The following is a 12,802-nucleotide window of genomic DNA, read 5'->3' as shown; positions in this document are numbered from 1 at the left end:
AGGCAAGGTTGCGCCTGGCTGCATTCCCGGTTGGAAGGGCGGAAAGGTTAGAAAAGGCGGAGGGCAAGATAAAGGAAACCGGCACCACGGGGCGGCGGTTTCTGGGCAAGCCCTTGTCTGCACACTGTTTTGGAGCGCCGTTTCCGGCACCTTGCTTTTCACCCCCGCGTGCCGCGCCTCGGCGCAAAGCCTTGGCTTTGCTGGGTTTCGACCGGCACCATAGCCCGGAACAGGGCGGTTTTCCGTTTTTTGCCCGGTGGCGCGCCCATGACCGGCGATGACGAATTTCGCTTCCGGCCGAAGCCCGGCCGCATCCGCGCCGACACGCAGAAGCTCGGCAAGGCCAAGAGCTTTCTCACCCAAGCGAAGAAGATCGCGCGCCAGCAGAGCAACAGCCCGTCGCGGTCCTCGGCATCACCGTCATCGCGCTCCCGATCGTCGTCGCCGGCTAAGGGCAGCAAGGCTTCGCGGACGAGCGCGCCTGGCCTCAAGCGTGGAAGCGGCGCTGCCTTCGTGCGCGCCCGAACCTTGTCGGGCGGCTGGAAGCACAGTACGCCCGGCCAGCGCCGTGTCGTCGTCAAAACCCGCTACGTTCAGGGCGCCGGCAAGAACGGAAAATCCGCCGCCCATCTGCGCTATATCCAGCGCGACGGCACCTCGCGCGACGGCGAGTGCGGCCAGCTCTATTCCGCGACCAAGGAGCGCGCCGACGGCGCGGCCTTCGTCGAGCGCGGTGCGAACGACCGCCACCAGTTTCGCTTCATCGTCTCGCCCGAGGACGGCGCGGACTTGTCCGACCTCACGGCCTATACCCGCGACCTCATGCGCCAGGTCGAGACCGATGTCGGCACGAAGCTCGATTGGGTCGCGGTCAATCACCACAACACCGGCCATCCCCATGTGCATGTCATTGTGCGCGGTAAGGACGAGCTGGGCGAGAACCTCATCATCAACGGCGACTATCTCGCCAACGGCATCCGCGAACGGGCGAGCGAGCTGACCACGCTGGAGCTTGGCCCTGTCACCGAGATTGAGCAGACCCGCAAGCTCTCGGCCGAAATCGATCAGGATCGCTTCACCCGCATCGACCGCGCCATGACCGAGGAAGCTGAGGACCGCTTCCTCGACCTGCGTCACGAGCCCGCTGATCCCAAGCGCCAGTTCAACCGGACGCTGCGCCTGCGCCGTCTCGCCAAGCTGGAGAAGATGGGCCTCGCCACCGAGCACGCGGCGGGCGTCTGGGAACTCGGCGAGAAGATGGAACCGACGTTGCGCGAGCTGGGCGAGCGCGGCGACATCATCCGCAACATGCACAAGGCGCTGAAGGCCGATGGGCTGGAGCGCGATCCCATGACCTTCCAGATTCACGACGCTGCGCCGGAAGTCCCGATCGTCGGCCGCGTCGTCGACAAATATCTGACCGACGAGCTGGGCGAGAACCTGACCGTCGTGGTCGATGGCATCGACGGTCGCACGCACCATGTCGCCGGCATCGACACCGTCCGTGTCGCCGATGCCCGGATCGGCAGCGTTGTCGAGATCGGCCCGCCCGACACCGCGAGCCGCCCGTCCGACCGCACCATCGCGACGATCGCCGAGGGCGGCATCTATCGGCCGACCCAGCATCTCGAACAGGCGAAGTTCGAGGGCCGCGTGCCCGGCGGCGACTATGACGGCTATGTCGATGCGCATGTGCGCCGGCTGGAGGTGCTGCGCCGCGCCGGGATCGCCGAGCGGATCGACGCCGACCAATGGCGCATCCCGCAAGACTTCGAGACCCGCGCCGCCGCCTATGACGCGGGCCGCAACCGGCAGGCCAATATCCGTGTCCTCTCGACCTTCGATCTCGAAAAGCAGATCGGCGCGACAGGCGCGACCTGGCTCGACCGGCGGCTGGTCTCGGCTGAAGCATCGGATCTCGCGCCCGCCGGCTTCGGACGGGAGGTGAGTGACGCGATGGACCGCCGTCGCGAGCGTCATATCGACCGGGGCGACGCAGCCCTTCAGCCGAACGGCGGTATCGCCTATCGTCGCAATCTTCTCGCCACGCTGCGCGAGCGCGAGGTTGCCAGCGTCGGCGGCGAGCTGGCCGCGACGAAGGGCCTGCCGTTCCGCGCCGCAGCCGACGGCGAGACCGTCATTGGCAAGTTCACCGGAACCGTCCAGCTATCGAGCGGCAAGTTCGCCATGGTCGAGCAGAGCCACGAGTTCACCCTTGTCCCGTGGCGGCCGGTCATCGACCGCCAGCTCGGCCGAGAAGTTGCGGGTGTCGTGCAGGGAGGTTCGATATCGTGGCAGTTGGGAAAGCAGAGGGGATTGAGTATGTGAGCTGAACATCTGTCAATCGACGCGGTGGATCGTGCTCTCGCCTACGATCAAAGCAGTTAAAAAATTTCACTAGATGTAAAAAGTCATCAATGGTATAATTACACTAAGTGCTAAATTATATGATAGCCGCATGAGCTTTGGCGACATGGACACTGCAACGTGATCACGGTGTAGAGCTTCTCTTCGGAGCCGGTTCGGAAGCCAACAAAACCATGGTCGCAATGGCCAACAAGCGAGAAGGCATCGAAACATGAACGATCTGAATTTCGCAGGCAAGCACTGGGCCGACCGCAATTTTTTCAGCCCCAATGTGCTGATCGATGCGCTGACTAAGCACATACTGAACCTGATGCCCTATGGCATGACCGATCTGGGAGAAGTTCTGGAGGTCGTCTGCCAATTAAAGGACAGCGATGAGGAAGTCTGGATCAACGCTTGGAGTGCCATGGCAAGACGCATTCAGGATCGAGCTGAGGCGGCTGAGCACAAAGGGAACCCCGTTACCGCCGCTACTGCCCATTTGCGGGCCTCGACCTATTGGCGGTGTTCGTTGCTCTATTTCAGCAAGTCTGAAGATCCTCGCATCAAGGACTACGCTCGGCTCAGTTCGCTATGCTACCAGCGATATCTGGCGCTCTCTGATTATCCCGGTGAGTACATCGAAGTCCCTTATGACGGTAGCTTTCTTCCAGGGCATTTCTATCGATCACCTGCCGCGGGAGCCAAGGCGCCGGTGCTGATCCTGACGCCCGGCCGCGATACTTGGGCTGAGGATACACGCTGGGTCTGCGAGGGTGCGCTTCGCCGCGGCATTCACTGCATCACCTATGATGGGCCTGGGCAAGGCTTTGCGTTGCGGCTGAATGACCTGACGTTCCGGCCTGACTGGGAAAACGTCGTCTCCCCCCTGATCGATTTCGCGCTGCATAAATTTTCCGAGATCGACGCCTCGCGAATTGCGCTGATGGGCATGAGCTTCGGCGGTTTTCTATCACCCCGCGCCGCAGCCTTCGACAAGCGAATCAAGCTTTGCATCGTTGATCCGGGCAACATCAGTTGGGGAAGCGCGATCATCGAACAGTTGAAGCGCGCCAAGGACACACGCGTCGAGGATTTGCCCGAAGAGGTCGCCAATCTCGTCAAAGACTACGCTTGGAAGCACGGCGTGCCCAATACCGTTTCGGACGTGATCAGGGTGCTGAAAAACTACGACAACAGCGACATCCTTGACCGGATCACCTGCCGGATGCTGGTGCTCGACGGAACCGGGGAGGTCTTCAACGGTGCAAAGCAGTTCTATGATGCGCTGGATTGCCCGAAGGAATATCTCCTGTTCGACGAAGCCTCGACTGCACAGCAACATTGCCAAATCGGCGGTTACGCTACCGCAACCGAGTATCTCTTCGATCGGATCACCGAGGCTCTTTGATTCCACACGGAGCGATAACGGACGAGCTACGACGGCTTCAACCTTTGGTCTTTCGCCAGTCGATGGCGAGGCGGTCGAAGCCGGCGGCCGCTATAGCCACCAAGCATAGCGCCTCCGCCGGTTGGCTTCCGGTCAGATTTGCATAACTCCTCGAACGTACTTGCGAATAGTTCGAGCGCTGAGGCGGCAACGCACGGAAGCGTCGTCCCCTGCTTTGCTTCTGATCCATTCCCGCCTGATGGAAGGCGGAGCATTTGCTCCTAAATTGCACCTATTGTAAAATTACACTAAGTGTAATACATGTGTTTGCCGACGCAACGATTTTTGAGGAATGACATGAAACGGGTGCAATATGACCGCTACGGCGGTCCGGAGAAAATGTACTTTGGCGAATACGATTTGCCGTGGGTCGGCGATAACGAGGTGCGCGTCTCGGTCAAGGCCGCCGCAATCAATCCCTTTGATTGGAAGCTCCGCCAAGGAGCGATGAAGCTGGTGACCGGCAGGCGGTTTCCAAAAGGGATGGGCACCGATTTTGCCGGGATCGTCGAAGCGATCGGCGGCAAGGTAACGAGCGTTCAGGTCGGCGATGAGGTCTTCGGCACGGTGGACTTCAAGAAGTCAGGCGCCTTCGCCGAAGTGGTGATCGTGGATGCCCATCACCTGGTGAAGAAATCACCGCAGCTTTCATTCAGTGAGGCGGCGTCTCTCCCCATTGCGGCGATGACGGCATGGGTGGCCATCCTCGACAGGGCACAGGCGCGCGCTGGATCGCACATTTTCATCAATGGATGCAGCGGCGCCGTGGGGGCCTTCGCCGCCCAACTGGCACTTGCTAAGGGCGCACGTGTCTCCGGCACATGCGGATTGGGCTCGATGGACAGCGCGAGAGCTGCCGGTGTCGATCCGATATTCGCCTACTCAGAGCGGCAAGTCTTTGCGAGAAACGGAAAGTACGACGCCATATTCGATACGCTCGGAACACTCGACGTAAGTGACGGGCTTTCGATGCTCGATACGAAGGGCGTTTTCGTCGACATCAATCCGACGCCGGGCAGAATGCTACGTGGGATGGTGTTATCGCGCCGCTACAAATTGGCCTTCGCCACGCAGGGGATTCGGCATCTCCCGGCAATCGCCGAGCTTGCTGGCAACGGGACGCTCCGGCCGACGATCGGTCTGGAAGCGCCGTTCGGTGACGCTCTGTCCGTCATCGCTGATGCGGAAAACGGGCGGCGCGCTTCAGGAAAGATCGTGCTCGCATTTTGAATGCTTCCCGAGACAATAAACGGAAAAAGGAAAACATGATGAGCGATATTTCAAGCGCTGGCACCTACCTGCTCGGAGAGAAGTCCGTCGCGCGTATCGGCTATGGCGCCATGCAACTGGCGGGCAGGGGCGCATTTGGTCCTCCCAGGGATCGTGAGGTGGCGCTTACGGTCCTGCGCGAGGCCATAGCAGCGGGCGTCAATCATATCGACACGGCCGACTTCTACGGCCCTCATATCACCAACCAACTGATCCGGGATGCGCTTCACCCCTATCCCGATGAACTAGTTCTCGTGACCAAGGTAGGTGCGTTTCGCGGCGAAGACGGCTCCTGGTTGCCTGCGCAGGCTCCTGCCGACTTGGTGCGTGGCGTCCACGACAATCTTCGCAATCTTGGCGTGGATGTGCTTGACGTCGTCAATCTAAGGATCATCGAAGGCAATGGGATGGCGCCCGCCGAAGGATCGATCGAAGAACGCTTCACCGCGCTGGCCGAACTTCAGCGGCAAGGCCTGATCCGCCACCTGGGTCTCAGCAATGCAACGGCCACTCAAGTTGAGGAAGCGCAACGCATCGCCCCGGTGGTCTGCGTCCAAAACCACTACAATCTCGCGCATCGAGCCGATGATGCCTTGATCGACAACCTGGCCGAACAGGGGATCGCCTATGTCCCCTTCTTCCCCCTCGGCGGCTTCAATCAGCTCCAATCAGAGACGCTCTCGACGGAAGCGAGGCAACACGGAGTCTCGCCAATGAAGCTCGCGCTCGCATGGCTGCTCGCTCGTTCGCCCAACATCTTGCTGATACCGGGCACGTCAAACACCGCGCACCTGCGGGAAAATCTGGCCGCCGCCCTACTTGGGCTGCCCCGGGACATGGTGTTGCGGATCGGTGAAGCTATTCAGCAAGAGGTGAATTAGGTGAAAAATTTGAGACGACCTCACCTGCCGAACGAATGAAATCAGTATCCGGTCGTGGCGCTCACTGATTGATGCCCGGAATGAGCGCCACGAAACGTATCCTTCCACAAGAGACGTCTTCGGGCAGACGCACCGAGAGAACCATGCGTAGCATACTCGTACTGATGCTCATTTTCTTGTCGATCCTGCTTGCGTTTTCGCAGGTTTGGATCCCAAGGCTTACGGGTTGAGATAACAACGTGATTGCTGAGCCCGGTGGATGAGCGCACTTTCATCACCTACCCGGACGTCCGAGAGACGATGCACGAGGCTGAGCACTGACTCTCATCCTATCGTGGACGAGGGGAAGAGCTACATTTAAGGTTCCGACCGCAGCCGTCTATCAGCGGAAAACCGGGCTGTCTTTCCATAAAGTTCCCGCGCTGACTTCGGCGTATCCGAGGTTGTAAACAGCTCTCATATAATTCGTGTCGAACGGATTGAGCATTGAATAGGGCACTTGAGCGTCGATCGTTGCTAGATGGAAACGTGCGCCATTTCGCTTCGCGTAATTGTAAAGCGCCGTCAGTTCACTCTGTGCCTGAGATTTGATAAAGATCGAGTACGCCCTTGCCATTACAGGCAGCGTTCTGTTCTGCGTTATGCCAAACTCCGGCATGAGTGCGTTGTTGACGATCACATAAAAGTCGACGTTTTGCGCCCTGGCCGGCCGGCGCCGGCCCGCACCCGCCAGGAACGCTTGTGGAAGCATCAAGACTTGCGAAGAGGCTCCTCCGTCGGAGTGCATCTCCTGAAATTGGCGTCCTTCCGACTCGGCCTTGATCATGACTGCCGGATAAACGCCCGGGATACTTGCCGATGCTATCAGAACGTCCTGAAACAGCTTAAGCGCGTCAGGGCGGCCGCTGTTTGCGATGGCGCCCATGTTCCACACGACACCACGTTGGGTGTCGAGATCGGTTGTCAGGACGAGGAGGCGACGGCCTTTGCGATGTTCCGCTGCGATCTGCTGAAGGACTTGAGGTGTGATGAAACGCTCGACCATCCGTCTCAACGAGGTCGATCTCAGCAAGCTCGCTCCAAACAATCCCAACGGACGTTTCGTTGCAACGAGGTCCTCTGCGATGCCGCTGGTATAGAGATACACGAGGGTATCGTCATAAGCCGAGCCGAGGAACGCGTATGGTGCGATCAAGGCACCCGTGCTGATGCCCGTGACAAGATCGAACTGCGGCCGGGATTTGGCTGCGCTCCAGGCCGAAAGTACGCCGACGCTGAAAGCGCCTCCCGAGCCGCCGCCGGAGATCATAAGGAAATGGAGGTTCGGCTTGGGCGCCGGTGCCCAGTCACGAGCATCTCCTGGAATTTCATCAAGCCGAGCGTCGCGATAAGTCCGGATTTCACCATAGCCGGAAATCAAAGCCTTATCTGCTTCCTTGGCATCATGGGCCCTGTCCTGCGTCTGCACGCATCCGGACAAGATGAAGGCGAGCGGGACCAGCGCTGCAAGGGCTCTCACGAGGGGCGTTCGCGAATGTCCATAACCAGTCCGTTGTCCCCACAGGCGGTCCCGGTCGGCACGCAAGGTGGCCTCGCCACCGGCTGCGCGCTCAGAAGCGCTGGTTACCGTGCGATCATATGCAGTCCACAGTGGCGGATACTGCGGAATCGTCTCTTGCGGAACAGGGGCGGCAAACTTCATCCCGATGTCGCCGTGCAATTCACGGCAGATTTCTTGTTGAGAGGCTGCCATCTCTAGCGGTGCCGACCAGAGGTACGTTCAAAGGCAAACACCTCGTGAGCATCGCGGGCATGTGTTGCCCGGTCGTCATGCGGGTGGCTTGATCCGGTCCGGCGTACCAATCGCTTGAGCGCTTCGAGCAGGTCATCGACGAATGTGAAGATCATCGGGATGACGATCAGGCTGAGGAAGGTCGAAGTCATCACGCCGCCGATCACTACAATGGCCATAGGCTGTCGAACGCTTGGATCGCCTCCTGTCAGGCTGAGCGCGACCGGAAGCATGCCGCATGCCATGGCTATAGTGGTCATCACGATGGGACGTGCCCGCTTGTGGCAGGCGTCGACGATGGCATCGAACCTGGACATACCCTGGTGCCGCGACATGATCGCGTACTCAACAAGGAGGATCGAGTTCTTTGTTACGATGCCCATGAGCATGAGCAGTCCGATGACGACCGGCAAGGAGAAGCTGGTTCCGGTCACCACAAGCGGCAGGAGCGCGCCACCCAATGAAAGCGGGAGGGCCATAAGGATGGTGAACGGCTGCAGGAAGTCGTGGAAGAGCAGAACGAGGACAGCGTAGATGCAGAACACACCGATTGCCATCGCGATTGCGAAGCTCTGGAATAGCTCCGAACTCTGCTGAAGTTCGCCTTGCTCTACGACTTCCACGTTCGCCGGCAGTTGCTGGAATGCTGGCAACGCCTGCACCTCGCGGTACACGTCGCCTAGGATGCGGCCGTTGAGCTCTATCGAGAGAATGACGTTACGCATCCGGTCAATGCGGTCGATTTGTGAAGGACTGCCGCCGATATGGATGTCGGCAATCGATCCAAGATCGACATTGCCATTCGCTCCAGCCACCCTCATGTTCCTGATATCGTCGAGACTGGTCCGGGTCGCGGTGTTGAAGCGTACCACGATCGGGATTTGCCGCTGCGGAAGATTGAGCTTGGGCAGTGCTGCGGAGTATTCGCCACCTGTCGCAACGCGCACCGCTTCCGCAACAGCATTCGACGTCACTCCTAGCGCGGCTGCGCGCGCGAAGTCGGGAGTGATCTGAATTTCGGGGGCCTGTCTCGACGCTGTCGACGTCACCGCTCCGATGCCACCAAGCGTGCGAAGCTGTTCTTCGAGTGCCGTGCTTGCGCCATCAAGGGCGACCGGATCGTCGCTCGCCAGTGTGATATCGAGCTTCGTTCCGTTGGAACCACCGCCGACTGCAACCCGCACGCCGGCAAGGGCCGAGAGAGCCTGTCGGATGTCCTGTTCGATTTCCCACTGCTTGCGGTTGCGTTCGTTTATCGGGGTAAGGGTGACGACCAGCGTAGCGGCTGCGACATTGCTCATAGTGGTCGACTGACGACCGCCACCCGAGGATACCGTACCTACCGACGAGAAGACATGTGTCACGTCTGCGAGCCTGCCTACGATTTCCGTAGCCTTCTTGGTCACTGCCTCGGTCTGTTCAATGGTCACGCCAGGTTGCAGGGTTAGCGTGACTTCCGTCCGCGCATCATCTGAGGCGGGCAAAAAGCCCGATTGAAGGAAGGGAATGGTGGAAAGCGAAAGCGCGACGGCGATGACGGTCAAAAGCGCGGTCGTTTTCCTATGTTTCAGGGATGCTTTCACGACTGCCATGTAGGCGTTCATGATACGGCCATCCTTTTCCTCGGACGGATGGGCTTTCATAATGTAGGCGGCCATCATTGGCGTCAGCAGACGTGCGACGACGAGCGAAGCGAGCACGGCGACTGCTGCCGTGACGCCGAATTGACGGAAGAGAAGCCCAGGCACACCGCCCATGAAAGCCGTCGGCAGGAAGACCGCCACCAGCGTGAACGTGGTCGCGATAACTGCCAGACCGATCTCGTTTGCCGCTTCCAACGCGGCATCAATCGGGCGCTTGCCCATTTTGAGATGGCGCGCGATGTTTTCGATTTCGACGATCGCGTCATCGACGAGGATACCGACGACAAGAGATAGTGCAAGCAGCGTGAACGTGTTCAGGCTGAAGCCGGCCAAGTAGACGACGAGGAAGGTAGGTATGACCGACAGCGGCAGCGCTACTGCCGACAGCAATGTCGCCCGCCAGTCTCGCAGGAAGAACCATACGACGACGATCGCGAGGATCGCTCCTTCGTACAGCATGTGCATTGAGCCGTCGTAGCTCTCCAGGATCGGCCCGACGATGCTGTAGGCTTCATCGATCTGCACATTCGGATGTGCTGCTGCGAACCGCTTCATCGCCTCGTTCACACCGGCAGCAACACCGGTATCAGAAAACCCGGTTGAACGTTTGATCTCAACAGCAATAACAGGTTCACCGTCGAAAAATGCCATTGAGGAACGATCCGCGAAGCTGTCCGAGACAGAGGCAACTTCGTCGAGACGAACTTGCTGTCCGTTAGCAAGTGGGACGTGAAGCTCCTTTAGAACCTCAACCGAAGGCACCGTACCGAGCGTGCGCACCGACTGGCGAGCGCCACCCACCTCTCCGACGCCGCCCGACGTATCCGCCTGGACTGATCGCAACTGAGCCGACACCGAAGCTGCTGTAACGCCAATTTGTGCCATCGTTGCGGGATCGAGGTCGACGTGGATCTGGCGATCGATGCCGCCGATGCGGGAAACCTGCCCGACACCCGACACCGACAACAGCGCCTTGGTCATGTCATTGTCGACAAACCATGAGAGTTCTGTCTCGTTGAGATGGCTCGAGCGGACCGCATAAGTGATCAGCGCCGTGTTCTGCAGGGTGACTTTTGTAATGCTCGGCGGTTCCATTTCCGCGGGCAGATCGGCCCTCACGCTGTCGACGGCATTGCGGACTTCGTTCAGAGCCTCTTCGGTGTTTTTTTCCAGTTTGAAGGAAACCCGGATCGAGACGTTTCCGTCAGTCACCGTAGTGGTGATGTGATCGAGATAGCTCAGCGAGGCGAGGTTATCCTCGATAACGCGGGCTACTTCCGTCTCGAGTTGCGTTGGCGCTGCACCATCAAGCCTCGCGGTGATGTTGATGGTCGGAAGATCCATATCCGGGAAGTCCTGGATCGCCAGGGCCCGGAATGCCAAAAGCCCTCCGACGGTCAGCAATATGAACAACAATATCGCCGGAGTTGGATTGCGGATCGACCATGCTGAGAAATTCATTAGCCTGCCCCCACAATGTTCACGAGAACGTTGTCTGACAGGAATGCTCCGCCTGACGTCACGACTCTCGATGCTTGGTCTACCCCGGAAATAAGCTCAACCTCTCCATTTTTGCGGCGGCCCGTTTCCACCCGAACGCGTCTTGCTCGATTGTCTGCGTTAACCGTGAAGACGTAGTTGAGGCCATCACGGAACACGATCGCCGTCTCAGGAACAGTGAGGGCGGGAGTGGTCTGAAGTTCGATTCTACCGGTCACATAGAGACCCGCGCGGGGATGGGCGTCAGATGGAAGCGTGACATAGACGATCACTCGGCCGGTATTGGCGTTGACCGAAGGACCGACAAGTCTCACCTTGCCCAGAATGGAATCGTCACCCGGCCCATCTATTTCCACGTTCAACCCTTCCGAAATGCGCGTAAGATATCGCGCTGAAACCTCGGCCTGCCACTCGACGCGTTGCTGGCGGATCATGCGAAACAACTCGGTACCCGAGGAGACGACCGCCCCGAGCTCAGCCGATCGCGAGGTTATGAGGCCATCGTCAATGGCCGTGATAGTGGTTTGAGAAAACCTGATCCTCCGGCTTTCAAGAGTGGCCTCTTCTGCTTCAAGATTTGCCTTTGCCGTCTGCTCGTTGGTCAGGCGGTCGGTGAAATTCTGGTCGGAGAGTGTACCGGATGAGCGAAGCTGCCTAGCTCGGTCAGCCTCTGCCTTAGCCCTTGCGAGGTTTGCTTTGGCGACCTCGATTGCTGCTTCCTGAATTCGAAGGTCTGCGAGCACGCTATCCTGGGAAAGCTGGACGAGCGTCTGCCCCTTTGTCACGACGGATCCGACATCTACCAGAATGTCTGTTATGCGAAGGCCGCTTGCCTCGGAAGCGATAATCGCTTCCTGCCATGGTCTCAGCCAACCGCTGGCAGGAACCGTTTCAGGCCATTCCCGTTGCGCAGGCTCCGTCAGCGAGACAGTGAGTGCGGGTGCCTCGGTCTGCTGCGCCGAAGCATCACCGAAGGGAAACAAAAATGCCGCCGCGACGAGGGCAGCGGCAAGCGGGACGGGCAGCTTTTTCAACAATAGTCCTCACGGTCCTCAGCGGCAGCGAAGTTCTGCCGATCCGCCTCGGCTCGACGGATGCCGTTACCGAGGTATTTTTCCATGAGTAGCCGGATGAACGTTAAGCGCGGTCAAGTTTGTGTTAAGCTGGGTAAAATATCCCGCCCGCCCGCATTTATGCATTATAGATGCTGGCATGAATGATGGACGAAGCGGATGAACAAGGTTCTCCTCATCGACGACGATGTCGAGCTGACGACGCTGATACAGGAATACCTGGCCGAAGAAGGGTATGACGTCGCGGCGGACACCGATGGTCGCGCAGCCATTGCTGCCGCGGCGCGCAATTCTGTTGACCTGATCGTGCTCGATATCATGATGCCCCAAATGAACGGGATCGAGGTCTTGCAACGGATCAGGAAGCTAAGCCATGTTCCCGTGCTGATGCTGACGGCCAGAGGCGATGACATCGACAGGATATCTGGCTTGAATCTTGGCGCCGATGACTATGTGACGAAACCCTGCTCGCCAGGAGAGCTTGCCGCTAGAGTGCGGGCAATCCTTCGCCGTGTGAGTCAGCTTGCGGCAGGCTCGTCCACCGACACCCTACGAGCCGGGCAATTGCTGATTCACCCACGTAATAGGACCGCCGAATGGGGCGGGCAGTCTTTGGAACTTACGGGCACGGAATTTAGTTTGCTCGAAGTTCTCGCTCGCAGTGCCGGCCAGCTGGTGCCGAAGCAAGAGATATCGAAACGAGCTTTTGGGAAGCCGCTAACTCCGTTCGATCGCCGTATCGACGTCCATATCAGCAGCGTGCGTCAAAAGCTCGGGCTCAGGGAGGATGGACAATCCTGGATACAGTCTGTCCGCGGACAGGGCTATCAGCTTCTTTTGGATTGAAG

The 12,802-nt window shown here is 59.0% G+C and carries 8 protein-coding genes; 5 read left to right on the top strand and 3 right to left on the bottom strand.

What is annotated here, in order from left to right:
• Positions 1-267 precede the first annotated feature (267 nt).
• The 4 genes from K9B32_RS16230 (at position 268) to K9B32_RS16215 (ending at position 5,946) form a co-directional block, all read left to right on the top strand.
• Positions 268-2,328, top strand: coding sequence for a relaxase/mobilization nuclease domain-containing protein (locus K9B32_RS16230; protein ID WP_224563846.1), 2,061 nt, complete (start codon positions 268-270; stop codon positions 2,326-2,328).
• Positions 2,329-2,578: 250 nt separating this feature from the next.
• The gene (locus tag K9B32_RS16225) at positions 2,579-3,757 is read left to right on the top strand and encodes an alpha/beta hydrolase family protein (RefSeq protein ID WP_224563843.1); all 1,179 of its coding nucleotides are present in this window, start codon (positions 2,579-2,581) and stop codon (positions 3,755-3,757) included.
• Positions 3,758-4,093: 336 nt separating this feature from the next.
• The gene (locus K9B32_RS16220) at positions 4,094-5,026 is read left to right on the top strand and encodes an NAD(P)-dependent alcohol dehydrogenase (RefSeq protein ID WP_224563840.1); all 933 of its coding nucleotides are present in this window, start codon (positions 4,094-4,096) and stop codon (positions 5,024-5,026) included.
• Positions 5,027-5,064: 38 nt separating this feature from the next.
• Complete coding sequence (locus K9B32_RS16215) at positions 5,065-5,946, top strand: aldo/keto reductase family oxidoreductase (RefSeq protein WP_224563837.1); 882 nt, start codon at positions 5,065-5,067, stop codon at positions 5,944-5,946.
• A 382-nt stretch (positions 5,947-6,328) separates the two neighbouring features.
• Here the strand turns inward: K9B32_RS16215 and K9B32_RS16210 are convergent, their stop codons facing one another.
• From K9B32_RS16210 to K9B32_RS16200, 3 genes are all read right to left on the bottom strand, one after another.
• Positions 6,329-7,510: a patatin-like phospholipase family protein gene (locus tag K9B32_RS16210; RefSeq protein WP_411969714.1), complete on the bottom strand. Its 1,182-nt coding sequence runs from the start codon at positions 7,508-7,510 to the stop codon at positions 6,329-6,331.
• Positions 7,511-7,701: 191 nt separating this feature from the next.
• Positions 7,702-10,842: an efflux RND transporter permease subunit gene (locus K9B32_RS16205; protein WP_224563834.1), complete on the bottom strand. Its 3,141-nt coding sequence runs from the start codon at positions 10,840-10,842 to the stop codon at positions 7,702-7,704.
• Positions 10,842-11,915 (bottom strand): efflux RND transporter periplasmic adaptor subunit, encoded by a 1,074-nt coding sequence (locus tag K9B32_RS16200; protein ID WP_224563831.1) that lies wholly within the window; start codon positions 11,913-11,915, stop codon positions 10,842-10,844. Before K9B32_RS16200 ends, K9B32_RS16205 begins: the two co-directional genes overlap by 1 nt.
• Positions 11,916-12,113: 198 nt before the next feature.
• On the opposite strand from K9B32_RS16200, the gene K9B32_RS16195 reads away from it, so the two are divergent.
• Positions 12,114-12,800, top strand: coding sequence for a response regulator transcription factor (locus K9B32_RS16195; protein ID WP_224563827.1), 687 nt, complete (start codon positions 12,114-12,116; stop codon positions 12,798-12,800).
• The last annotated feature ends 2 nt before the right edge of the window (positions 12,801-12,802 follow it).

Origin of the sequence: Rhizobium sp. 3T7, assembly GCF_020166565.1 — a bacterium.
Classification (GTDB): domain Bacteria; phylum Pseudomonadota; class Alphaproteobacteria; order Rhizobiales; family Rhizobiaceae; genus Rhizobium.
This window is presented reverse-complemented; position numbering and strand designations above follow the sequence as displayed.